The sequence below is a fragment of the Acerihabitans sp. TG2 genome, assembly GCF_035013185.1.
In the GTDB taxonomy this organism is placed as follows: Bacteria; Pseudomonadota; Gammaproteobacteria; order Enterobacterales; family Enterobacteriaceae; genus Acerihabitans.
The window spans coordinates 52251-76553 of the sequence record NZ_JAYGJO010000010.1; the positions used below are offsets into that span (position 1 = coordinate 52251).

The following is a 24303-nucleotide window of genomic DNA, read 5'->3' on the forward strand; positions in this document are numbered from 1 at the left end:
CTAAAAAACCCAATTTTCTATCAAAGGATGCATATAAGGGGCCTTTGTGGCCCCAGTTTAGGGTGTTACAACGTCAATATCATAATGTATGCCCCGAACAGCGCCAGATGCGCAGTACCGTTAAGCACATTGGTGCGGCCGGTGGAAAAAGAGATCTGGCACAGAATCATCGCCGTCAGCATGATGACGATTTGCGGTATGCCGAGTCCAAATGCCAGCGGGTGGCCGGTAATAATTGCGATAAGGGTTACTGCGGGCACTGTCAGTGAAATGGTCGCCAGTACTGAACCAAAAAACAGGTTCATGGCCCGCTGTACCTGATTTCTCAGAACCGCTTTAATAGCCCCCAGCCCCTCGGGAGACAGGATCAACAATGCCACCAGAAAACCGGTGAACTGTGGTGGGGCGTTTAAATCCCCCAGCAACTGTTCCAGCGGGCCAGCGTTAAATTTTGTGATCGCCACCACGGCCAGCAAATGGATGATCAGCCAAATACTATGCCAGGTTGAGCTGTGAGCAGAAGGTTTACCGTGAGGATCGTCGTCGTCGCCGTCTTCGTGCTCGTAAATAAACCATTTTTGATGGGTCTTGGTCTGGATCAGTAGGAATACACCATACATGGCAGCGGAAATCAGCGCGGCAAACAGCGCCTGGCCAGTGGAGAAGTTACCCTCGGGCAAAGCGGCGGGCAGGACCAGCACAATAACCACTAGCGGTATAATCGCCATCAGATATTGTTTGATCCCCGCCAAATTGACCGACTGGGTGGCGAATTTTCGCCCGCCTAGCAAGAGGGAAAAACCCACCAGACCGGTGGTAACAATCATGATGACGGAAAATAGACTATCGCGCATCAAACCTGGCGATGCGTTGCCGGTAGCCATTAACGCCGTGATCAGACTGACTTCCAAAATGACCACCGACAAACTCAGGATAAGCGAGCCGAAGGGTTCACCGAGTCGATGAGCCAATACATCGGCATGGCGAACTACGTTAAATGCACTGACCAGAATGGCTATCAGCGCCAGCAGATTAATGGCCAGAGTGGCAATGAAGGAGGACGTGGATCCCCAGCAAATCAATATGGCTAGCGAGACGATGGAAAATAAAATGCTGTATTCTTTGTGACGCGTTCTGATCCCTTGTACGGAAGATTGCATAACGGGTAATCTCCTTGTTATACCGTTGATACTCCACGTTGCCGGCGCGTGACCCGCAATGAAATATGAAGACGCAACTTTAGCAGAAAAAAAGTCAATAAATGTAAGTTTGTGTATAAACAGCGGTTTGAATAAAAATAAGTTCATAAGCCGTTAAAAATACATTTTAAAACTGTTTTTATGCCGTTTATCTTCAGGTAAATTAAAAATATTATTCTGCTATATACTAATAATAAATGAGGTTCATCATCTAATGGTTATTTTACCGCTATTGGATACCAAATTTACCCTAGATTCCTATTAGCTGGCTATAGCCTTTTTTGCCATTCGATTGCTGAATTTGGCAATTCGCGTCGGCCTATCTCTACTTTTTCTCTGTCCTAAACCACGCTCCCCTCTGTCACCAAGGCGGGGAGTTCAGCGAGGATAATGGCGTTTTGCCATTCTCCATGCCACCAGCGCCGTTTTATCCAATAAGGTGAAACCGCGACGGTTAACGTTTTTTTCTTTTGTGACTCAGATCAAACTTGCTAGATCCCGCCTAAACGAATAATGTCATGGTATTGCATCAAAAAAATTGACTATTTAATAATTAATGTTGTAGGTATCTGCTGTACGGCTTTACCTTACTTAAGTCACACACGTGGTTGGGAGAGAATAAGCAAGTGTTAACACGCGATTTTTTGCAGAAAGCCGACTGTAAAACCGCCTTCGGCATTATCGACGAGGCGTTGTTGTTAACGCCGGCACAACGTGATGCTTCTTTGCAGTGCACGTTGTCGCGCCGACCGGATAATAAACCAGTGTGGGTCTTTGGTTACGGTTCGTTAATGTGGAACCCGGTATTTGAAGCGGACACAGTCAAGCCCGCGACACTTAATGGTTGGCATCGCGCGTTCTGCCTGCGTTTAACCTCTGGGCGTGGCACAGCGGCGCAGCCTGGTAGGATGCTGGCGCTAAAAGAAGGCGGGCAAACCGCGGGGCTGGCCTTCCGACTGCCTGAGGCACAGCTATACGATGAGTTGGTACTGCTATGGAAACGGGAAATGTTGACCGGATGCTATATTCCAACCTGGACCGAGTTGACGTTGCAAGATGAATCGCCGGTGACCGCATTGGCGTTTATCATGAATCCCAACCATCCGTTTTTTGAGGCAGATACCCGATCGCAAATTATCGCGCCGCTTATAGCCTGTGCCAGTGGTCCTCTGGGCACCAATGCGCAGTATCTTTTCGCGCTGGAGCAAGAACTGAACCACTACGGCATGTACGATGAATGCATCGCTGAGTTGGTCATGCATGTAAGACAATTGCTCCCAGTACGATCGACAGTCAATTGTTTGCCCTACGGCGAACCGCCGTTAGCCTGTTGATTTAGGCAAAAGCGTATCGTGTTAAGCGTCGATTCCTGAGCAAGTATCAGGAATCGACAAACCACAGGCTGATGATGGTTATTTCCGACGGTTTTCCTTGGGCTGGGCTGGTGTTGGGGCGCCGACGGCGGCGTGATCTATGGCAGTGCACGGTGTAAACCCTGGTGGTGGAACATCCTTGCTCAAAAACCGTGCGCTCAGTCTAAGGCGAACGCGAGTGACAAACTGTTCCTGAAATACCATGCACAGTAGAATCGTCAATAGTATATAGATGGCATAACCACTGAGCGACAGCTGTACCTCACCGGCTGCCGCAATACATCCGCTCCAGTCGCTCAAGCAGGTCAGGGGACTGCCACGGAAAAACTGTTCCAGCGTCCTGGTCAGATTAAACAGCGGCACATGAAAAGCAAAAATAGATAAAGACGCGGCACCAAGACGTGGTGCCCAGCGACGCACCCATTGGTTTTGCGGGGTTCGGGCCAGTGAGCAAAGATAAACCAGCGCGATTTGTGATGGCAATAACAAGCCGTTATGCAGCAAGAAATACCAATACTTATCGCCATGGGTAAACAACGCCGTCGCCACCAGAAAGCACACTACAATAAACGCCCCAATGGCGCGGCATTGCCAGAGGGTCAAAACGTATTGTTTAAGCCGCGCCTGACGGAACAATGCATAGCCTAAAATCCCGCCAAAAAATTCCGGCACCCGGAAAATCGGTAGCCGCTGTAATAATCCAGTATAAGGAATGCCATAAAGTTGTTGCCAAATAACCCACACCGGTGGCAGCAAATAAACCATCCAAACGGCGGCCAACCATAACCAGGTGTGCTGCGCATTCATCAATTTGGGAGCGCAGTATGGGAATAAAACATAGAAAAAAAACAGCGCGGATAACGACCAAAGCGGCGCGTTAAAGGTCAAAAAATAGGGATTCCAAGCTTGCAGCATAAACAACTGCAGCACGCTGTTAAACACTAACTGTATATTATCCATATAGTGGCGGAACAGTTCAGGATGGGTTTGCCCCAAGAGCTCATTGGTATCATAAACCACAAACCGCACGCTTGACGTCGGTCCCTCAGGCGGAATGGCAAGCCATTGCATCAGTGAAATCACCAAAATGGAGAATAGCAGTGCCATAATATGGATCGGATAAAGATTAAACAGGCGCTTTGCCCAAAACGTTTTTGCTGAATCCCGTAGCCGATCGCCACGAACGTACACATGGGCCAATAAGAATCCGGATAATACAAAAAACGTGCTGGTGGCGAAAAAGCCCATGCTGGTTAATTCATCTAAACCGCGGATGCTTTTGATTTGGGGATAGGTATGGGCGGTATGGTAAAGCATGATATAACACCCCATCAGAAAACGTAGCCACTCAAGGCCAATAAAACGGTCTTTCTCTATAGGGTTATCTATAGGCTTCATGCGATTTTCTCCAGGCCATCTTATCTCTTATAGCAGCTTTTTGCGGGTGCACAGGCGCCATTTACGGTGAGTTAAACAATGATTATAACCAAAATCACTAATTTGGTTAATGAGATCATGACGAGTTTAATTGTCCCACAACAGACGCAAATGCACTATTTTGGTGCGATGACGCCTGTTGTGAGGAATATTAAGTGGTTATGCAGAGAGAAAAATACACTGCTAAACAACGCGATTAACGGCATGCATAAATTTGCTGTTTGCTGGCATTTATTCTGGGTAGTTTGCATAAAATACAGTATATATGCAAATAATGTGAATAAAAAAGGTTATTAACTTATTGATTTTTAACATACTGAATATTTTTATTCATTTTTTTAGCCTTTACTGGCACGATGTGTGCAGTAGCTTATATAAACAGTAGCGCCAGCATCCTAAGGCATAAAGTAGCCTGCATGCTAACGGACCGTCGCTGCCTCGATTGACCTGCCCGCTGATAGTGCATATACGCGCGGGTAAAACCTAGCCGGTGCGACAACCATTAACCGTGCGGGATTGTGTCGGATTAATGCAGTGTCCTTAGCGAATAATGGAGTGTGAATATGATGATCATCCGACCGGTGGAATATAACGACTTAGCCGATATTTTGGCCTTAGCGGCCAAGTCCGGTGCAGGTCTGACCTCGCTCCCCTCCAATGAATCGGTGTTGGCGGCACGCATCGATCGCGCGGTGCGGACTTGGCAAGGCAATGTGCCACGGGCTGAACAGGGTTATCTGTTTGTCCTTGAGGATAGCCAGCGGCACAAGGTGGTGGGCGTCAGCGCTATTGAGGTTGCGGTAGGCCTCAGTGACCCCTGGTATAATTTCCGCGTTGGCACACTGGTGCACGCATCGCGGGAATTAAACGTGTATAACGCAGTGCCAACGTTATTTCTGAGCAATGACCATACCGGGCATAGCGAACTTTGTACCCTGTTTCTTGACCCCGATTATCGTCATGGCAAAAACGGCCAATTGTTAATGAAATCCCGTTTAATGTTCATGGCCGCCTTCCGGCAATTTTTTGGCACGCGAGTGATCGCTGAAATGCGCGGTTACTGTGATGAACAGGGCTATTCACCCTTTTGGGCCAATTTGGGCCAACGTTTTTTTTCCATTGATTTTGTTCGTGCGGATTATCTTAGCGGCACGGGTAACAAATCATTCATCGCCGAGCTCATGCCTAAGCACCCGCTTTATGTTGATTTTTTGGCGGAGGAAGCGCGCGATACCATCGGCAAGGTGCATCCACAAACCGAACCCGCCAAAGCGATCCTGGAGGCCGAGGGCCTGCGTTATCAAGGCTATATCGATATATTTGATGGGGGTCCGACGCTGGAAGCCGAGATAGACCACCTGCGCTCGGTCCGGGAGAGCCGACGAGTTGCAGTACATATTACCGCTGCGGCGAAACCTTGTGACGACCCGGCGGCAACCTGGTGTCTGCTGACCAATGATAATTATCTGGGCTTTCGTGCCACGATCACCCAGTGTGTCATCGGACAACATGTGCTTTCTCTCGGCAATGATATTGCCGAGGAACTTGGGGTGCTTGAAGGCCAATCAGTGCGCGGGGTAGAACTGTACGCGACGGGCTCTGGTCGCTCGGCGGTTAAACCTTTGGCTGAACAAGGAGGACATCTTTATGCCGCACTCAGTTGAACTGAATTTGGATGGGCTGGTCGGGGCAACGCATCACTACGCGGGGTTGTCATTCGGTAACGAAGCCTCGACCCGTCATAACCAACAGGTTGCCAATCCTCGGCTGGCGGCACGTCAGGGGCTGGAGAAAATGAAGACGCTGGCGGATGCGGGATTTGCCCAAGGCATACTGCCGCCCCAGGAACGTCCGCATATTGGCTATTTGCGCCAGTTGGGTTTTAGCGGTACTGATGCCCAGATCCTGTCACAGGTCGCGACCCGCTATCCGCAGTTACTCTCTGCGGTCAGTTCGGCATCGGCCATGTGGGTCGCCAATGCAGCCACCGTGAGTCCGTCGGCCGACAGTGCCGATGGCAAGGTGCATTTTACGCCGGCCAATTTGCATAATAAATTCCATCGCGCGATCGAAGCTGATACGACCAGTGCCATCTTACGAGCGGTTTTTCACGATAAGCGCTATTTTCAACATCATGCCATGCTGCCGCAATCAGCGCTGTTTGGCGATGAAGGCGCGGCCAATCACAACCGGCTGGGTGATTACCAGGGGCCGGGCGTGCAAATGTTCGTTTATGGAACCCGTGGTTTCGACACTGCGACGGGGCCGGTGCGCTATCCTGCCAGGCAGACACTGGAGGCCAGTGAAGCCGTGGCGCGTCTTCATCAACTGGAGCCGGCGCGTTGCCTACTGGTACAACAACATCCTCAGGTCATCGACCAGGGGGTATTTCATAATGATGTGATTGCCGTCAGCAATGAGCGGGTGCTGTTTTATCATCAGCGGGCATTTGTGGATAATCAGGCGGTACGCGACGATTTGCAGCGGTCACTGGCGCAACTTGGGCAGGAATTTATGCCGATTGAGGTGCCGGAACGGCGGGTCTCGGTGGCGGATGCGGTGGGTACCTATTTGTTTAATAGTCAGTTATTAAGCCGCCGGGATGGCAAAATGACGATTGTTGTACCCCAAGAGGTCCCAGAACATCCGGCTGTGTGGGAGTATTTGCGTGAGTTGGTGGCTGAGGGCAGGGCGATAGATGATATCAAGGTGTTTGACCTGCGCGAAAGCATGCGTAACGGCGGTGGCCCGGCTTGTTTGCGCTTAAGGGTGATCCTGTCGGCGCAGGAATATCAGCACATGAATCAGTGCTGCCTGTTGACCGATGATCGGGTAGTTCAGCTTAATCGTTGGATAGATCGTCATTACCGAGATCGGCTTTGCCAGGCTGATCTCGCCGACCCGATGTTATTAAATGAAGTGCGAACCGGACTGGATGAATTGACTCAGCTGTTGGCGTTAGGTTCTATCTATCCATTTCAGCACCAATAGAGCCCAGCGGCATTCAATGCTTCGCAAAAATAATATTTTTCCCACAGCATATTCGGAGTTATCTTAATGGTATAATATGGCAAGCGGTGGCACTGGATATATATCTCGCTAAGATTAATGACGCAATCCAGACATAAAATTCATAAAGTCTCCATGATTGGGTCAAAATTGCGTTTTACACTTTCAGTTATTTACTCTTTCCGTCATTACTTTAAGCTATCCAGAGTACACTTATATCTGTAACGAATACTGCTAGCGACGACCTGTGGCAGACAATAAACAGATATGAGGAAATTATGCGTAAATTAACCGCTTTAGTAATGGCCACGACTCTGGTGTTAGGTTCTGTTCAATTGGCAAGTGCTGCGGATAGTACTGCGGATAGTACTGCGGATACTGCTGCTATGGCACCACGCCATGGTGAAATGCGTCATCATCCTAAACAGGGGCCAATGATGGAGCATATGTTTAAAGATTTGAAACTGACCGAGCAACAGCGTCAACAAATGCGCGACATTGCTCGTGAATCCATGAAAACTGTGAAACGCCCACCCGCTGAACAACGCCAACAAATGCATGATCTCATTGCTACCGATAGTTTTGATACGGCTAAGGCCCAGAGTCTGGTAGACAGCATGGCGCCGGAAAGAAATCAGCACATGCTTGCCAATTTGGAAATGCAGAACAAGATGTATAACGTGTTAACTGCAGAGCAAAAGGCACAGTTTAATAAAGACTTTATGCAACGTAGTGAAAAAATATCCCAGAAAGACGTAAAATAAGTCGCCATTAATCACATTCAGGCAGTAAATAAAAAAACGCGGACATAAGGCTCGCGTTTTTTTATTCTGTAGCATATGTGATATCGGTTCTTTTAGGCGGTTAACCGGAAAAAAATCTATGGTCGATTATTCTTGCCAAAAATCGTCAAACACGGTGATGGGTGGACGTCGTTTATGCTCAGTACGTTGATACCAATTCTCAATAATCAGCGCCGCTTCCTGATTGATGGTTTTGCCTTCGAGATAATCGTCGATCATTTCATAGGTTACGCCAAGCGCTGACTCATCCGGCAGGGCGGGGCGATCTTCTTCCAAATCGGCGGTGGGGGCTTTGAGATACAAATGTGCAGGACAACCCAAATGCTGCAGTACCGACCGACCCTGGCGTTTGTTGAGACGAAAAATCGGGTTAATGTCGGTGCCGCCATCGCCATATTTGGTGAAAAAGCCGGTCACCGCTTCAGCCGCGTGGTCGGTGCCCACCACCAGTCCCGACGTCATTCCCGCAATACTGTATTGCGCTTTCATCCGTTCACGGGCTTTTTCATTACCTTTAATAAAATCACTCAGGACAATACCAGCATCGCGTAGCGTCGCTTCGCTGGCCAGAATGGCATTTTTAATATTGATCGTCAGCACCCGGTCGGGCTGGATAAAACCAATAGCATCCTGGCAGTCTTTTTCATCTTTCTGCTCACCATAAGGCAGACGTACCGCAATAAATTGATACTCGTTATTGCCTGTTTCCTGGCGTAATTCACTGATGGCGGTTTGGCATACTTTCCCGGTTAGGGTGGAATCTTGCCCGCCGCTGATCCCCAGCACCAAGGTATGAAAAAAACGGAATTTTAGTAGATAATTTTTCAAAAAATCGACACTGACCCTAAATTCTGTGGCGGGGTCGATTGTGGGCTTGACGCCCATAACCTCGATAATTTTTTGTTGCTGGGACATGGGTTTACTCTCCTCATCAGTATGGCAATAGACTATCGCTGCGCAAGGTAGGCTTATTAAAAGAGTGTAAAGCGAATTGGCTGCAAGAGAAAGGGTAACCGTTAGCCAACGCATGAACTGGCTATAAAACCGGCGAATAAAAAAAAGACGAACTGCGTTGCTTAAATTTGTGAAAAAGCCTTTTGCCTTCTACACTTATCTTTACATACAATGAATGGGATGACACTTATGAATAAGACGCTTGTGCTCGCTTTTACCACCGCCACCGCACTTACCCTGCTTTCTGGCTGTACCATTTATGATCGCGCCGACAGTTATATGAAAAAACCCGTGGTCAGCGATGTTAAAAAAGACATGACTAAACAACAGGCCCGGGCTATCGGTGGCATACCGGCAACGTCCATCACCATGATTAATGCCCATGGGACCTGTGATTCTTACATTCTGGGTACCCGTGATGGAAAACCAATCAATTACTTTGTCAGCTATGATCAAAATAATAGGGTACTCAACAAGGGTTTCCAGAGCTGCCAGGAATACGATACCAATCCGCAAAAATAATCGCAAATCTCGTCACGCTGGGTTAAGCTGAGGTGAGTCAAATAGCATCATGGGAGATAATTCAATTTATTCACATATCTCCCATGGGTTAACGCAGCGGTTCAAGTCGGAACGCGTGTTATGTGGTCTATCTTCCCCGGCACACGATTTACACTCATCCAGAAAATCCCGCAGTTACGCTAACTGGCAAATATGCAGTTGCGTACCTTATACCAAAGAACCTGCATGGCATCGGGAATCACCACTTTTTCACACAACGGCACGCCTTGGGAATGCAGCACGGCAAAGACCAACATTGCCACGCAAAGCAGTCGCTCCAACTGCTGACCATTTTTTGCCGGTAAAATGGGTAAACGAAAGCGCCAGCGGCACGGCCAAAGCAGGGGTACCCCGGCCGGCGTAAGCATATCGGCGACAATGTGGCTTAGATAACCGATTATCATGCCATGGAATGCATCCAGCGGCACGATGCCTGGGGCAATATGCAACGTAAATAGCAAAATCCCCCCCATGATGGCCAGTAGGCTATGGGTGAATCCGCGGTGACCGAAAACGCGGGCAATGGGTAACGACAGCCATTTGAGCCGCTGACCGAGCACTGATTTGGGATGATCAATGTCAGGTAGCAGGCTGGTCAGTAAACCGCCAGCAATAATATGCCACCAATCGCCGTGGGCCAGTGCAGGGGATAACTCCATTTTTTTAGCCAAAATGGTGCTCGCCAAGGCGAAAATAAGGTGCCCTTCAGCGGTCATGGTAAGATATTTCGTTATGGCTGGTCATACGTCCAGTATAAAGGATTCTTGCCTTTTCGGAAATAGGTTACCTTGTAACAAAAAAAAGCTCTGCCGTCGGCAGAGCGTTAACTCATGGAGCAGGCGGAACTTAATAACGCGTTATCGTGCCAGCCAGCCGCCATCTACGGCAATGGTGTAACCATTGATATAATCAGAAGCGCTCGATGCCAGGAAAACCGCCGGTCCCTGCAAATCAGCCGGTAAGCCCCAGCGTCCGGCCGGGATGCGTTCCAGGATTTCTTTGCTGCGATCTTCATCCGCACGCAATTGCTGAGTATTGTTGGTTGCCATGTAGCCCGGGGCGATGGCGTTAACATTGATATTATGTTTGGCCCATTCGTTCGCCAACAGTCGGGTCACACCCATGACGGCGCTTTTCGATGCGGTGTATGAGGGTACCCGGATCCCACCCTGGAAGGAGAGCATCGAGGCAATATTAATGATCTTGCCGCCCTTGCCTTGTTTGATAAATTGACGCGCCACCGCTTGGGACATAAAAAACACGGTTTTAATATTGATATTCATCACATCGTCCCAGTTTTTTTCACTGAATTCGATGGCGTCCTCGCGACGGATGATCCCGGCATTGTTAACCAGAATATCGATATGGCCGTATTCGGCCACGGACTTTTCAATAATCCCTGGGATATCATCAAGTTTGGTCAAATTAGCAGTCAGGCTCAGGAAACGGCGTCCCAGTGCGGTGACTTGTTCAATGGTTTCTTCGGGATCGACAATATTAACCCCAACAATGTCGCAGCCCGCTTGTGCCAAGCCGATAGCCATTCCTTGGCCCAGACCGGTGTCACAACCGGTGATCAGAGCCACTTTACCTTGCAAATCAAAAGAATCTAAAATCATACCTTAACCTCATTATTGACAATAAACTGCATCGTCCGGGCTCATAAATGAATAGCCAGCTCAGGCCGGCCGGAATTAAATTCAGCGAATGTCACTGACCTTGACATGGTCCATATCGTCGAACTGTTGATTCTCGCCGACCATGCCCCAGATAAAGGTATAATTTTTAGTACCTACCCCAGCGTGAATTGACCAACTCGGCGAAATCACCGCCTGCTCGTTGTGCACCAGCAGGTGACGGGTTTCCTGCGGTTGGCCCATCATATGGAATACCGCTGTATCTTGGTCCATATCAAAATAGAAATAGACCTCCATGCGGCGTTCGTGAGTATGGCAAGGCATGGTATTCCAGAGATTGCCTTCAGCGAGTTTAGTTAACCCCATGGTGAGCTGACAGGTCGGCAACACGTCAGGAACGATAAACTTATTGATGGTGCGCAGATTGCTGGTGGCATTATCGCCAATGGTCTGGGGTGATGCCTCAGCCAAGGTGATTTTACGGCTTGGGTAGGTCATATGCGCCGGGGCGCTGTTGTAATAAAATTTGGCCGGTTTGGCACCCTCTACGCTGGTAAACTGCACATCCTTGGCGCCCATACCAACATATAAGGCTTCTTGATGGCCAATGTCATAGGACTTGCCATCGACCGCAATGACCCCTGGCCCACCAATATTGATGACACCCAGTTCGCGGCGTTCAAGAAAATAGCTGACGCCAAGCTGCTTGCCCACTTCGCTACCGATGGATACAGCCTTACTTACCGGCATAATACCGCCGACAATAATACGGTCGATATGACTATAGGTCATAGTATAGATATCGGCTTCAAAGATTTTTTCGATCATGAACTGGCGGCGTAGACCGTCGGTATCCAATTGCTTCGCATGATCGCTATGAATGCTTTGGCGAACTTCCATATGGTGATGCCTCTCTTTCAAACTCAGAACATAGTCGAGATAAGGATAGTGTAGATGATGAAAGGATAGTTCGAATGGGACAATAATTCAATAAAAATGAAATGTTGTTTTATTTATTTTTGATGACAGTCATGTTTTTTGGGATTGTCAGTTCCATTCTGGCTGTTTCCCCTTACAATGGTGACTACCAAAAATTGTTATCCCGCCTATTGCGCGGGTTTGCGGGAGCAGCTATGAAAACTTTTTTTATTGACGACGAAACCCCTTGGGAAGTGGTGGGTGACGGGGTAAAGCGAAAAATCATGACCTGGAGTGATGATTTAATGATGGTCTGTGTACATTTTGCCAAAGGCGCAATAGGTACAGCACACCAGCATGACATCCACGATCAGATTGCCTATGTTGCCTCCGGCAGTTTTAGGGTGACCATTGAAGGCGTGGAACGTGTGCTCAAAACCGGCGATGCTTATCGTGCGGTGAAACACGAGATGCATGGTGTGGTGTCGTTGGAGGATGACAGTATGCTTATCGATACCTTCTCACCTAAGCGTGACGACTTCCTGTAAACTCAAGACTGGCGTTGGCCGCGAGCGTTAGTGCCACGCCAGGCAAAGATGTCAAACGATTTAGCGAAGATGCTCGACGCTAAATTCAAGCAGGGAATCGAGCTTAACATCCGCTAGCACCCAGCGCGGATCCTCGCGATAAGCGGCATCCGGTACCACAATAGAACGCATACGGGCCGCTTTGGTAGCAATCATGCCGTTAACGGAGTCCTCAAGAGTAATACACCGATCCGCTGGTACGTCTAAATGGGCTGCCGCCAGCAGATAAACTTCCGGGTGCGGCTTGCTATAGGGTAAATGCTCCGCTGATTCGATATGATCAAAAAAGTGGCGTAGCTCAAACATCTCCAGCACCTTTTCCAACATAAAAAGTGGCGAGGCCGATGCGAGACCTATCTTCAATCCGCTTTCCTTAACCCTCTCCAATGCCTGTTCCACCCCAGGTAGCAGCGGACGGTGTTCATCCACCAAAGTGACCGCGCGCGCGATAATACGCTGCGTCACCGCCTCAAGTGTTTCCCCCGACCAAGGGCTCAGTTGATACCAAAGTTGAACCACCTGATCGATACGCATACCTAAGGTATCGGAAATCAGCCCATGGGTTGACGGATCCTTACCAAGTGAACGAAAAACGTCCAGTTCCGCTTGGTGCCAAAGGGGCTCAGAGTCGATTAGCAAACCGTCCATATCAAAAATTACGGCTTGTCGTGGTAAATTTAGCGGCATTATTGATGCTCCAATGGGCAAAAAACATGTCCTTGAGGATATCATCTTTCGGTATTTAGCCTAAAGAGGTTAGGGTAAAACGATTCACGAAAAACAACGAGGCATAAAAAGTAAATTATAGATAAACTTACTGACTATGGTTGGCGTCGTTTAACAAGGGGAACGCATGACGTATCAACAAGCGGGTCGACTGGCCGTGATCAAACGGTTGACAGGATGGATCATTTTTATACCGGCGGTGCTTTCTACTCTGATTTCGTTGTTGAAATTTATCTACCAGCACAGTGAGCAAAATAAGGGGATCAATGCGGTGATGGCGGATTTTTTCCACGTTATCATCGATATGGTTCGTTTCAATACGTCGTTTCTTAATGTCTTTTGGTACAATTCACCGCAGCCGGTGTTTGCCGAACACCCACTCAGTGGCAATCTGTTATTTTGGATCATCTATATTTGTGTATTTATCGGGTTGGCATTGCAGACTTCGGGTGCCCGAATGTCACGCCAGGTCAAGCATGTACGAGAAGGCGTAGAAGATCAGATGGTCTTGGAACAGGCCAAAGGTGATCGCGGCTTAAACCGGGGGCAGTTGGAACAAAAAATTATCATGCCGCGCCATACCATTTTATTGCAGTTTTTCCCACTCTATATCTTGCCGATTATCTTGGCGGTAGTCGGTTATTTTGTGTTGAAACTGCTGGGATTACTGTAATCGGGCCAACGTCATAACCCATATCCTTCGCGTGGCAAGGAGGCTACGCCCGCTGCGCGTTATCTTCTGGGTTAACGACTTTATCCAGCGCATCGCAGGCGCGGTCAATATGCTCACCGCCGAACAGGTAGGCTCGATTTAATAAGTAATAGAGTTGGTAAATAGGCTGGCGCTGGATAAAACCCTTGTCCAGTGGCCAGATACTTTGATAACCATCGTAAATTTGCGGTAACAATTGGCTGTAAAGCGGCAGCATGGCTAAATCACATTCCCGATCGCCCCAATAGCAGGCCGGGTCGTACAGGAAGCCCCCCAGGTTGCTATTGGCGCAGTTATCCGGCCACAGGTCGCCATGCAATAATGAGGGCTGGGGTTGATGGTCGTGCAACTGGTCAGCAACCAGCGTGATGATGTTGTCGATATTGCCGAACGTCAGGCCCTGTTCCGCCGCTAATTGAAGTATCCAACCGATGCGCTGTTCAGCGTAAAATGACGACCAGCGTCGTTGCCAGGCGTTTGGCTGAGGTACCGTAGAAAGGTCATTGTCAAAATCAAGACCGAACTGGGGTTGTTCGCTCCATTGATGCAATCGGGCTAACCGTTGCCCGAAACAATAGGCGCCATGGGCATCAAACGGTCGTTCATGCAAATATTCCAAAATCAGAAAACTGTCGTCCCGTGAACTGCCAACGCCGTAGACTTTCGGTACCCGCACCGTATTGCTGCGGGCCAACATTGTTAGCTGATCGGCTTCACTGGTAAATTTTTGTAATAAATCACGGGTGTCGCTTTTGATGAATAACGAATGCTCACCATAACGTAAATACCAGGCGCTATGAAGTTCTCCCCCCGGCAGTTGGCGGCGCTCATGAATTTCGTTTTGATCAAAATGCTCCGATAGCATAGCGCTGATAGCGTGCCACATGGACATATCCCCCTAAATTCACTAATGGATTAAGGAAACGATCATTTTTTGACAAACGATATACCCGTCCTACTTCACCTTTCGAGTGCAGAAGAACACATCTTGTCAGTGCCATTTGGCATCACGACGATTGATGCGTCAAACCGGTTGAGCTGTTACAGAGTGTTGTGGTGATTGGGCCCGATGTCAATAGATAAATTTCGTGCATGGGGCGGTGGTCTGGCATGACCCGTAAAAAAAGCACGCTTAGCAAATCATCAGGTTGCAATGAAAATGAAATTGATTATCATTAGCATACACTTTGCTAACGGAACATGTTATGAACGTCTCTCAAACCATCACCTTGCTTGCCGCGATCCTGCTGGGTCCCTCGGTGGCATACGCCACCACTTACCCCGTTACTGTTACCGACGTGGATGGACAAAACCTGATCATATCCCATGAACCCCAGCATGTTGTATTACAGGATGGGCGCGATATTCTTAGCTTGGCGCTATTGGACCGTGACAATCCTTTTCAGCGTCTGGTCGCGTGGAATAATCTGCTGAAAAAAAGTGATGGCCGAACCTGGCAACTGCTGGATAAAAAATGGCCTGATGCAGCAAAAATTCTCGATATGGGCTTTAGCGATCAAGGCGAAGTGAATATAGAAAGTGTGATCGCCGAAAAACCGGACCTTCTCATCGCTCAGTTACGAGCCAAACCTGCGTTGGCTCAAGCCGGGGTCTTAGCAAAAATGAACCAACTCGGCATTCCGGTGGTGTTCATAGATACGATGTTTAAGCCGGTAGAAAATACACCGCGCAGTATTCAATTGCTCGGCACTATTCTCAATCGTGAGAGCCAGGCCAAAGAATATGTGGATTTTTATCAGGCGCATTATCACCTGATCGCCGATCGGGTGGCGAAAGTCAAAAAAACACCGCGAGTATTTATTGAAGCGAAAGCAGGGCTGGGCGGATTGGACAACTGCTGTTTTACCCATGCCCATGTGGGGTGGGGTGGTTTGGTGGAAGCGGTAGGTGCCCGCAATATCGGTTCTGAATTATTACCCGGACCGACCGGGAATATCGCAATGGAAAAAATTATTAGCCTGCAGCCTGACGTTTATATTGTCTCCGGTTCCCAGTGGGCACAGAAAAATAATTCAGCCGTTCCCTTTGGTTATGGTGTGACCCAACAGCAGGTTAATGCCGCCTTCAGGCTCATGGAAAAACGCATCGGTTTTAGCGAACTGTCGGCGATAAAAAACCATCGTTTCTACGGTATTTACCACAATTTTTATAACCATCCTTATAACATCGTAGGCATGGAATATCTGGCTAAGTTTATTTATCCTCAAATATTCAACGATCTCGATCCGGCCAAAACCTACCACGATATCTTGCAGCGGTTTACTCAAATCCCTCAAGAATCAGGCATTTTTGCCGCGCAGGCACCGTCACAACCATAACGATTGTCGTGTGGGCTGTGGGTTAACGTCTTTCGGTGGGGATCTTTACCGATCCTCACCGGTCATGGTCAATGTTATGCGGTGATGACGTCACTGCGCAGATAATCATAAATGCGCTGGGTATCTTCCTGAGTACACAAACGGGTGCCGGTATGCAGTGTTGCAGCACTGCCTGCCGCCACGCCATAACGCACCATATCCAAGAGGTCTGCCCCGTCGGCCAGCTTTTGTGTCATGGCACCGACCATACTGTCTCCCGCACCGACGGTGCTCATGGTTTTCACCGGCGGCGGCACGACCTGAAAAGCGCCTTTTTTATCTACCGCCATCGCGCCTTGTGGTCCAAGAGACACCACTACCCGTTCGGTTTTACCCTGGGTGATGATCTCCATGGCGGCACGTCTAACCGCGTCAGGATCGTTAAGTTCCCGATTGACTAATTCCGCCAGCTCTTTTTGATTAGGTTTCACCAGCGCGAGATGACCGATGTCAAGACAGGCTTTCAATGCCGGACCAGAGCTGTCGATGATACAGCGCAGGCCCAGGCGTTGAGCCTTAACCAATAGATGCTGCAGATCCTCTGTGCTGATGCCAGGCGGCAAACTGCCGCTTATTACCAGCAATGAGTCGGTCTCGAGCTGTTCCAGGCGCTGTTCAAATAATTGAAATTCCGCAGGCGTTAAGTGGGCCCCTGGCATCACAAAACGATATTGCTCACCGGTACTTGCCACATGGACATGCAGATTTTGCCGGGTCCAATCATGGGTTTCGATGGTATCCGCGCAGACACCTTCGAGTGTCAGTAGTTCGGCAAGATGACGTCCGGTGGGACCGCCGATGGGAAACAATGCCGTTGCCTGTCCGCCCAAATGAACAATAGCGCGCGCTACGTTAATGCCGCCACCCCCGGGTTCAAACAACGGCGCCGAGCAGCGCAGTTTGCCTTCGGCATACATGCGGTCGGTGGTAGTGGCACTGTCCAACGAAGGTGCTAGCGTCAGGGTAGTTATCTGCGTCATTTCACTCTCCTTGCAAAAATAAACTTGGGTATATGGTGGGGGCGCTGCGTTTGCTTATTTACCCCAGTGACACCATGAACCGCTGAGAATGGGGAAACCTCATTCCCCTAGGTTCACCCTTCGGGCAAGCCGCCTGTGCTGTTTAACGCTGCTCCAGGCCGATTTGTCGCGGTGCGTCGTGTTCCTGCCACGAAGTCTCTAGGGTATAGCATACATCTAATGCAGTCGGTTTATTTTGGCTAAAATCGACTTTTGTTCAGCCTGCCTTAAGGTAGAGCAACGCATACTATTTTTTTGCATTGACCATCAAGTTATCCGCCGACACGCCGATATATCGTGGAGGAAAATTAGGAGGATGAGATGAGTCTTAAATCAGAACGACGTTGGAAGTGGATAAGTTTGCTTTTATTGTTCATTTTAGTCGGATTATCCAGTGTGCTATTTAAGCTGAACGGCTAGGAGCAACAACTCGCTGTGCAGGATTAACAACCGCGACCATCCGGGAAAACGACGGCTAGGATGTGATCTAGTCGGGGTTTTTATTATGTAAAATTACTTAAATAATGATCCATCTCCTGTTTTAGTGGCCATAAAGAGCGTAGGATTATTCTTAAAAGATGTCAGGTAAATGAGGGGGTGTTATGGAACAGTTCTATAAGTTAACGTTGCCCAGCATAGTATTAATATGTATGGCTTTTTGGGTCGCTGTCGTTACTGCGTTGGTATAACTTACCTCTTTGTGACACACGAATTCAAACAAACCCGCTTCGGCGGGTTTGCTGCTTTTTGGTGCAATGAATTTTTTTTCACTTGACACTTCATTAATCATGATAATGTTCTGTTAGGTCGATTTTGATTGGATGTTAATGTCTTGGATGAATAGGCTAATATCTCGATCTGCTTGATAACAAATCGGGGGGCTTTGTGGTCATGTTGACCGTTCCTTGCCCACCTTGCCGGTAGTCGCGATATTATCGTTTATATTGGTCAGGTTTATGTTTGAGGATATAGCGCGGCCGTTGTTTTGTTTCCATATAAATGCGGCCAATATATTCCCCCAATACGCCGATGCCGATGAGTTGAACACCACCAAGAAACAGGATTGCCGTCATAATAGAGGGATAGCCCGGAACGTTATTGCCCCAGACCAGCTTGTCGATAATCATCCAGATGGCGTAAAAAAAAGCGATAAGTGCAACGGACAAGCCGAGGTAAGACCAGATACGTAGCGGGAAGGTAGAAAAGCTGGTAATCCCTTCAATGGCCAGATTCCACAGTTTCCAGCCGTTGAATTTCGATTCCCCCGCCACGCGTCTGGCGCGTGAGTATTCCACCACCTCGGTGCGCCCGCCTACCCAGGAAAGGATGCCTTTCATAAACAGGTTACGTTCCGGTAACTGTATAATATTGTCCACTACCGTCCGCGACATCAGCCGGAAATCCCCGACATCAGCTTCGATTTTTGGCGTACTGATAGTATTATGCAGTTGATAAAACCATTGCGCAGTCTTGCGTTTTAGACGGCTGTCGCTCAGACGATCGGATCGTTTTGCCAATACAATGTCGGCGCCATTTTGCCATTTTTCGATCAACCGGGGGATGACGTCGATAGGATCTTGCAAATCAACGTCAATAGGGATGATGACGTCGCCAGTGGCGTATTGCAGCCCGGCGAACAGCGCCGGCTCCTTACCGAAATTACGGGTAAAATCCAATACTATTACCCGGTTATCGGCAATGGCCAATGCGGTGGCAATCTCACCGGTTTTATCCCGACTGCCATCATTAATAAAAACAATTTCAACGTCATATTGCTGCAGCGGTTCAAATTCGCGCACTGCTTTGTAAAACAACGGTAGGGTTTCTGCTTCGTTAAACACCGGGACTACCAAAGAGAGTTTCACGCTTTTTTTTCCTTAAAAACGACCAACTTGGAATAATAAAAGCCACATATCAGGCTAATCGCTGAAAAGGCCATCAAGGTCACAACAACCGGGGATTGAAGCAGGTCGGCACACCAACCCACGGCAAGCGCCATGGCGCCCATGAACAGGACATAAAACACATAGCGCTTGGTGGTTGCGTCCTGTTTGAAGGTAAAACGCGCATTAACAAAAAAACTAAAACTGACCGCCAGACAAAACGCACAAAGGTTGGATAACGCTTGATCCAGACCTGCCACGTAGTGAAACAGCGCAAACGCCACCCAGTGAATCAGGGTATTGGCGACACCGACCAATGCATACTTCGAAAAAATAATAAACATTATCGCTAGCCTGTAGAAATCGCGGGCAAAATAATAACATGAGTTGGCTTGAGAGCGTGGTGACTAAGATAGATTATCTCAATAAAATCGGCAGAAAAAAGCGACCGGCCTAACGGTGTCTTATCCCCTGATTGTCAGGGCTTTTTTTCTTTATACCTAGTGACATCCACGGTTTCAGTGGTAGTATTGTGTTTCCCAAAATTGCGCCACACCTCCCCACGTCACATTGGTGCGGGTGAGTGTTTATATCCAACAAAGTAAAGTTCGATAGCGCATACAACCTAATGATTTTGAAATTAAAATAAATTTGTATGTGATCTTGCGTATGGATCACCACTGCAAATTAAGGAAACAGCCATGCCAGTGATTACCCTTCCCGATGGAAGTCAACGTCAGTTTGATCATCCCGTATCTCCCCTAGATGTCGCCCGTGATATTGGTCCCGGCCTGGCCAAGGCCTGCATTGCCGGTCGTGTGGATGGTGAGCTTATCGATGCTGTTGATCTGATTAGCGATGATGCGCAGCTTGCCATTATTACCACCAAGGACGAGGCCGGACTGGAGATCATTCGCCATTCTTGCGCCCACTTGTTGGGGCATGCCATCAAACAGCTGTGGCCCGATACCAAAATGGCCATCGGCCCGGTAATCGACAAGGGCTTTTACTACGACGTTGATCTAGACCGTACCCTGACCCAGGAAGATATCGAGCTGCTGGAAAAACGCATGCACGAGCTGGCAGAAAAAGATTACGACGTTATTAAGGAAAAGGTGAGCTGGCAGCAAGCTCGTGACGCTTTTGTCGCCCGTGGTGAGCAATATAAAGTGGCGATCCTTGATGAAAATATCAGCCACGATGACCATCCTGGCCTTTACCACCATGAAGAGTACGTGGATATGTGTCGTGGTCCGCATGTGCCGAATATGCGGTTTTGCCACCACTTCAAACTACAAAAAACCTCCGGGGCTTACTGGCGCGGTGACAGCAAAAATAAAATGCTGCAACGCATCTACGGCACGGCCTGGGGGGATAAAAAACAGTTAAATACCTATTTGCAGCATTTGGCAGAAGCCGCCAAGCGCGATCATCGCAAAATTGGTAAACAACTCGACCTGTATCATATGCAGGAAGAAGCGCCGGGCATGGTGTTCTGGCACAACGATGGTTGGATTATCTTCCGTGAGCTGGAAGCCTTCGTTCGTATGAAACTCAAGGCTTACCATTATCAGGAAGTGAAAGGGCCGTTTATGATGGACCGGGTGCTTTGGGAAAAGACCGGTCATTGGGAAAACTATGCTGAACATATGTTTACCACGTCATCGGAAAACCGGGAATATTGTATTAAACCGATGAATTGCCCTGGTCATGTGCAGATTTTCAATCAAGGGCTTAAATCCTACCGTGATTTACCGTTACGGATGGCCGAGTTCGGCAGTTGCCATCGTAACGAACCGTCGGGCTCTTTGCATGGGTTGATGCGTGTGCGAGGTTTTACCCAGGATGATGCTCATATTTTCTGTACCGAAGAACAGGTACGGGATGAAGTAAACAATTGCATCAAAATGGTGTATGATATTTACAGTACGTTTGGCTTTGATAATATTCTGGTTAAGTTGTCTACACGTCCGGTAAAACGTATCGGTTCTGATGAATCGTGGGATCGGACGGAAAAAGACTTGGCCGAGGCACTGACTGCAAATGGTATTGCCTTTGAATATCAACCGGGCGAGGGTGCTTTTTATGGTCCAAAAATAGAATTTACCTTGTTGGATTGCCTCGATCGCGCTTGGCAATGTGGTACGGTGCAGTTGGACTTCTCCTTGCCAGGCCGCTTAGGTGCGTCTTACATAGGTGAAAGCAATGAACGTTTAGTACCGGTAATGATCCATCGTGCTATTCTCGGCTCGATGGAGCGTTTTATCGGTATACTAACCGAAGAGTACGCGGGTTTTTATCCAACATGGCTGGCGCCGACCCAGGTTGTGGTGATGAATATCACCGATAATCAGTCGGAATACGTCGCAAAAGTAACAGAAAAATTGTCTGCTGCAGGCATTCGTGTAAAAGCAGACTTGAGAAATGAGAAGATAGGCTTTAAAATCCGCGAACATACTTTGCGTCGGGTGCCCTACATGCTGGTCTGCGGTGATAAAGAAACCGAGGCAGGCAAAGTTGCCGTGCGTACACGCCGTGGCATCGACTTGGGCAGCATTGACGTTAACGAGATTATCGAAAAGCTGCAGCACGAGATTCGCAGCCGTAATCTTCATCAACTGGAGGTATAAAGTATTAAAGGCGGAAAACGAGTTCAACCGGCGCGTCCTAATCGAATTAACCGAGAAATCCGCGCAGCAGAAGTTCGTCTGACGGGTATTGACGGTGAGCAGATTGGTATTGTCAGCCTCAGTGATGCGCTTGAAAAAGCCGAGGAAGCGGGTGTAGATTTAGTTGAAATAAGCCCTAATGCCGAGCCGCCGGTTTGCCGTATTATGGATTACGGCAAGTTCCTCTACGAGAAGAGCAAATCGACCAAAGAGCAGAAAAAGAAACAAAAAGTTATTCAGGTCAAGGAAATTAAATTCCGGCCTGGTACCGATGAAGGCGACTATCAGGTAAAACTACGCAACCTGATTCGTTTTCTGGAAGACGGCGATAAAGCCAAGATCACTCTGCGGTTTCGTGGACGTGAAATGGCGCACCAGCAGATTGGTATCGAAGTGCTTAACCGCGTTCGTGACGATCTGAGTGAACTGGCGGTAGTTGAGTCCTTTCCGAGTAAAATCGAAGGACGCCAGATGATCATGGTGCTAGCCCCCAAGAAGAAACAATAAGGCCTAACAAGTAAGGCAACGTGGCGCGATAGTGCAAAACGTTGCTTTCGCCTCATTGATTCATATTATTAACAATGCGCAGTAGAGAAATCATCAATGCCAAAAATCAAGACAGTGCGCGGTGCTGCCAAACGCTTTAAGAAAACCGCCAATGGCGGCTTTAAGCGTAAGCATGCTAACCTGCGTCATATTCTGACCAAAAAAGCGACTAAACGTAAACGTCATCTGCGCCCGAAAGGCTTGGTCTCCAAAGGGGATCTCGGCTTGGTCATTGCGTGTTTGCCGTACGCTTAATCGTTTGTTAATGGGTTTGGATAAGACTTTAGGAGAGAGCATATGGCTCGCGTAAAACGTGGTGTGACCGCTCGTGCACGTCACAAAAAGATTCTGAAAAAAGCGAAAGGCTATTACGGTGCCCGTTCGCGTGTGTACCGTGTCGCCTTCCAGGCGGTTATCAAAGCAGGCCAATACGCCTACCGTGACCGTCGTCAGAAGAAACGTCAGTTCCGTCAACTGTGGATTGCGCGTATCAACGCTGCAGCCCGTCAGAACGGCATTTCTTACAGCCGATTCATTAATGGCTTGAAAAAAGCCTCTATTGAAATCGACCGTAAGATCCTGGCAGACATCGCTGTATTCGACAAAGTGGCTTTTGCCGCTCTGGCTGAAAAAGCGAAAGGTGCGCTGGTGTAATACAAGATAATAGAAGGGGGAGTCTGACTCCCTCTTTTTTTTAAAAATACTGTTTCACGCATAAGGTAATGCAAGCATGAATGCTGCCATTTTCCGTTTCTTTTTTTACTTTAGCACCTGAGTACCGGGAGCTTGCGCATAAAAGAAGAAACGAAAAATAGCGCTAAAGCCTCCCGGTGTGGAGGTTTTTTTTTGCTCGCCATTAACGAACAAGCCATTTAAGGCCGGAAAAAGAGGAAAGCAATGCCACATCTCGCAGATTTGGTTGTGCAAGCCAAACAAGCCATAGCACAAGCCCAGGATATTACGGCGCTAGATAACGTGCGGGTCGAGTATCTCGGTAAAAAAGGGTATTTAACCCTGCAAATGACGAGCTTACGCGATTTGCCGCCGGAAGAACGCCCTGCCGCCGGCGCGGTGATCAACCAGGTTAAACTGGAGGTGCAACAGGCGCTAAATGAACGCAAGGAGAGTCTGGAATCTTCGGCACTAAACGCCCGCCTGGCGCAGGAAACCCTGGATATCTCGTTACCGGGACGGCGCATGGAAAATGGTGGGCTGCACCCGGTGACCCGAACCATCAGTCGCATAGAGCAATTTTTTGGTGAATTGGGCTTTTCAGTGGCCACCGGTCCTGAAATAGAAGATGACTACCATAATTTTGACGCACTGAATATTCCTGCTCACCATCCGGCCCGTGCCGATCATGATACGTTTTGGTTTGATGCTACCCGTTTGTTGCGTACTCAGACATCAGGTGTGCAAATCCGCACCATGAAAAACCAGCAGCCGCCGATCCGTATTATCGCCCCAGGGCGGGTGTATCGTAACGATTATGATCAGACCCACACCCCGATGTTCCATCAGATGGAAGGGTTGATCATTGATACCAATATCAGCTTCACCAACCTCAAGGGTACGCTGAATGATTTTCTGCGTAATTTCTTTGAAGAGGATCTGCAGATACGTTTTCGCCCCTCCTATTTCCCGTTTACCGAACCCTCGGCGGAAGTCGATGTTATGGGTAAGAACGGTAAGTGGCTGGAAGTATTGGGATGCGGTATGGTGCACCCGAACGTGTTACGTAATGTGGGTATCGATCCGGAAGTGTATTCTGGCTTTGCCTTTGGCATGGGGATGGAACGTCTGACCATGCTACGTTATGGCGTCACGGATTTACGTGCATTTTTCGAAAACGATCTGCGTTTTCTCAAACAGTTTAAATAAGGCGGGACGAA

The 24303-nt window shown here is 48.5% G+C and carries 25 protein-coding genes and 1 other annotated feature; of the genes, 14 read left to right on the plus strand and 11 right to left on the minus strand.

Features of this window, described 5'->3' with window-relative positions:
* Positions 1 to 65 precede the first annotated feature (65 nt).
* Positions 66 to 1160: a sodium-potassium/proton antiporter ChaA gene (gene chaA, locus SJI19_RS10965; protein WP_323478296.1), complete on the minus strand. Its 1095-nt coding sequence runs from the start codon at positions 1158 to 1160 to the stop codon at positions 66 to 68.
* 665 nt (positions 1161 to 1825) lie between these two features.
* Between chaA and SJI19_RS10970 the strand changes: the two genes are divergently transcribed.
* A complete protein-coding gene (locus SJI19_RS10970; RefSeq protein ID WP_323478297.1) occupies positions 1826 to 2533 on the plus strand; it encodes a gamma-glutamylcyclotransferase in 708 nt (235 codons plus the stop codon).
* Positions 2534 to 2611: 78 nt separating this feature from the next.
* On the opposite strand, the gene SJI19_RS10975 is transcribed toward SJI19_RS10970, so the two are convergent.
* Entirely contained in the window at positions 2612 to 3970 is a 1359-nt protein-coding gene (locus tag SJI19_RS10975) for an acyltransferase (protein ID WP_323478298.1), read from the minus strand.
* Between the two features lie 602 nt (positions 3971 to 4572).
* On the opposite strand from SJI19_RS10975, the gene astA reads away from it, so the two are divergent.
* The 3 genes from astA (at position 4573) to spy (ending at position 7782) form a co-directional block, all read left to right on the plus strand.
* A complete protein-coding gene (gene astA, locus SJI19_RS10980; protein ID WP_323478299.1) occupies positions 4573 to 5673 on the plus strand; it encodes an arginine N-succinyltransferase in 1101 nt (366 codons plus the stop codon).
* Positions 5657 to 7000 carry an N-succinylarginine dihydrolase gene (gene astB, locus SJI19_RS10985; protein ID WP_323478300.1) on the plus strand — a complete coding sequence of 448 codons (1344 nt, stop codon included), beginning with the start codon at positions 5657 to 5659 and terminating at the stop codon, positions 6998 to 7000. Before astA ends, astB begins: the two co-directional genes overlap by 17 nt.
* 296 nt (positions 7001 to 7296) lie before the next feature.
* Entirely contained in the window at positions 7297 to 7782 is a 486-nt protein-coding gene (gene spy / locus SJI19_RS10990) for an ATP-independent periplasmic protein-refolding chaperone Spy (protein ID WP_323478301.1), read from the plus strand.
* Positions 7783 to 7908: 126 nt separating this feature from the next.
* Here spy and nadE read toward each other — a convergent pair whose 3' ends face one another.
* Positions 7909 to 8736, minus strand: coding sequence for an ammonia-dependent NAD(+) synthetase (gene nadE, locus SJI19_RS10995; protein WP_323478302.1), 828 nt, complete (start codon positions 8734 to 8736; stop codon positions 7909 to 7911).
* Between the two features lie 228 nt (positions 8737 to 8964).
* Between nadE and osmE the strand changes: the two genes are divergently transcribed.
* Positions 8965 to 9297, plus strand: a complete 333-nt coding sequence (osmE, locus tag SJI19_RS11000; RefSeq protein ID WP_323478303.1) for an osmotically-inducible lipoprotein OsmE — start codon at positions 8965 to 8967, stop codon at positions 9295 to 9297.
* A gap of 179 nt (positions 9298 to 9476) precedes the next feature.
* Here osmE and SJI19_RS11005 read toward each other — a convergent pair whose 3' ends face one another.
* The 3 genes from SJI19_RS11005 to kduI all read right to left on the minus strand — a co-directional run bounded on the left by SJI19_RS11005 (position 9477) and on the right by kduI (position 11873).
* Positions 9477 to 10052: a metal-dependent hydrolase gene (locus SJI19_RS11005; protein WP_323478304.1), complete on the minus strand. Its 576-nt coding sequence runs from the start codon at positions 10050 to 10052 to the stop codon at positions 9477 to 9479.
* Positions 10053 to 10193: 141 nt separating this feature from the next.
* Positions 10194 to 10955 (minus strand): 2-dehydro-3-deoxy-D-gluconate 5-dehydrogenase KduD, encoded by a 762-nt coding sequence (gene kduD / locus SJI19_RS11010; protein ID WP_323478305.1) that lies wholly within the window; start codon positions 10953 to 10955, stop codon positions 10194 to 10196.
* A gap of 81 nt (positions 10956 to 11036) precedes the next feature.
* Positions 11037 to 11873 (minus strand): 5-dehydro-4-deoxy-D-glucuronate isomerase, encoded by an 837-nt coding sequence (gene kduI / locus SJI19_RS11015; RefSeq protein ID WP_323478306.1) that lies wholly within the window; start codon positions 11871 to 11873, stop codon positions 11037 to 11039.
* A 233-nt stretch (positions 11874 to 12106) separates the two neighbouring features.
* Here kduI and SJI19_RS11020 point away from each other — a divergent pair, with 233 nt between their 5' ends.
* Positions 12107 to 12439 carry a cupin domain-containing protein gene (locus SJI19_RS11020; protein WP_323478307.1) on the plus strand — a complete coding sequence of 111 codons (333 nt, stop codon included), beginning with the start codon at positions 12107 to 12109 and terminating at the stop codon, positions 12437 to 12439.
* A 60-nt stretch (positions 12440 to 12499) separates the two neighbouring features.
* Here SJI19_RS11020 and hxpB read toward each other — a convergent pair whose 3' ends face one another.
* Positions 12500 to 13165, minus strand: a complete 666-nt coding sequence (gene hxpB, locus SJI19_RS11025) for a hexitol phosphatase HxpB (protein ID WP_323478308.1) — start codon at positions 13163 to 13165, stop codon at positions 12500 to 12502.
* Between the two features lie 166 nt (positions 13166 to 13331).
* Here hxpB and SJI19_RS11030 point away from each other — a divergent pair, with 166 nt between their 5' ends.
* Entirely contained in the window at positions 13332 to 13877 is a 546-nt protein-coding gene (locus tag SJI19_RS11030; protein ID WP_323478309.1) for a YniB family protein, read from the plus strand.
* A gap of 43 nt (positions 13878 to 13920) precedes the next feature.
* On the opposite strand, the gene SJI19_RS11035 is transcribed toward SJI19_RS11030, so the two are convergent.
* The gene (locus tag SJI19_RS11035) at positions 13921 to 14802 is read right to left on the minus strand and encodes a fructosamine kinase family protein (RefSeq protein WP_323478310.1); all 882 of its coding nucleotides are present in this window, start codon (positions 14800 to 14802) and stop codon (positions 13921 to 13923) included.
* A gap of 319 nt (positions 14803 to 15121) precedes the next feature.
* Here SJI19_RS11035 and SJI19_RS11040 point away from each other — a divergent pair, with 319 nt between their 5' ends.
* Complete coding sequence (locus SJI19_RS11040) at positions 15122 to 16255, plus strand: ABC transporter substrate-binding protein (RefSeq protein ID WP_323478311.1); 1134 nt, start codon at positions 15122 to 15124, stop codon at positions 16253 to 16255.
* A gap of 74 nt (positions 16256 to 16329) precedes the next feature.
* On the opposite strand, the gene pfkB is transcribed toward SJI19_RS11040, so the two are convergent.
* The 3 genes from pfkB to SJI19_RS11055 all read right to left on the minus strand — a co-directional run bounded on the left by pfkB (position 16330) and on the right by SJI19_RS11055 (position 19540).
* Positions 16330 to 17274 (minus strand): 6-phosphofructokinase II, encoded by a 945-nt coding sequence (gene pfkB / locus SJI19_RS11045; protein WP_323478312.1) that lies wholly within the window; start codon positions 17272 to 17274, stop codon positions 16330 to 16332.
* Between the two features lie 971 nt (positions 17275 to 18245).
* A complete protein-coding gene (locus tag SJI19_RS11050) occupies positions 18246 to 19178 on the minus strand; it encodes a glycosyltransferase family 2 protein (protein ID WP_323478313.1) in 933 nt (310 codons plus the stop codon).
* Positions 19175 to 19540 carry a GtrA family protein gene (locus SJI19_RS11055; protein WP_323478314.1) on the minus strand — a complete coding sequence of 122 codons (366 nt, stop codon included), beginning with the start codon at positions 19538 to 19540 and terminating at the stop codon, positions 19175 to 19177. The genes SJI19_RS11050 and SJI19_RS11055 overlap by 4 nt, the downstream gene beginning before the upstream one ends.
* A gap of 357 nt (positions 19541 to 19897) precedes the next feature.
* On the opposite strand from SJI19_RS11055, the gene thrS reads away from it, so the two are divergent.
* The 6 genes from thrS (at position 19898) to pheS (ending at position 24292) form a co-directional block, all read left to right on the plus strand.
* Entirely contained in the window at positions 19898 to 21826 is a 1929-nt protein-coding gene (gene thrS / locus SJI19_RS11060; protein ID WP_323478315.1) for a threonine--tRNA ligase, read from the plus strand.
* A 3-nt stretch (positions 21827 to 21829) separates the two neighbouring features.
* Positions 21830 to 22372: a translation initiation factor IF-3 gene (infC, locus tag SJI19_RS11065; protein WP_323478395.1), complete on the plus strand. Its 543-nt coding sequence runs from the start codon at positions 21830 to 21832 to the stop codon at positions 22370 to 22372.
* A 96-nt stretch (positions 22373 to 22468) separates the two neighbouring features.
* Complete coding sequence (gene rpmI / locus SJI19_RS11070) at positions 22469 to 22666, plus strand: 50S ribosomal protein L35 (RefSeq protein ID WP_009112988.1); 198 nt, start codon at positions 22469 to 22471, stop codon at positions 22664 to 22666.
* A 42-nt stretch (positions 22667 to 22708) separates the two neighbouring features.
* Positions 22709 to 23065, plus strand: coding sequence for a 50S ribosomal protein L20 (gene rplT / locus SJI19_RS11075; protein ID WP_323478316.1), 357 nt, complete (start codon positions 22709 to 22711; stop codon positions 23063 to 23065).
* 71 nt (positions 23066 to 23136) lie between these two features.
* Positions 23137 to 23260, plus strand: a sequence feature (Phe leader region).
* Positions 23142 to 23186, plus strand: coding sequence for a pheST operon leader peptide PheM (gene pheM / locus SJI19_RS11080; protein ID WP_001386830.1), 45 nt, complete (start codon positions 23142 to 23144; stop codon positions 23184 to 23186). It overlaps the preceding feature by 45 nt.
* A 48-nt stretch (positions 23261 to 23308) precedes the next feature.
* Positions 23309 to 24292, plus strand: coding sequence for a phenylalanine--tRNA ligase subunit alpha (gene pheS, locus SJI19_RS11085; RefSeq protein ID WP_323478317.1), 984 nt, complete (start codon positions 23309 to 23311; stop codon positions 24290 to 24292).
* Positions 24293 to 24303 lie beyond the last annotated feature (11 nt).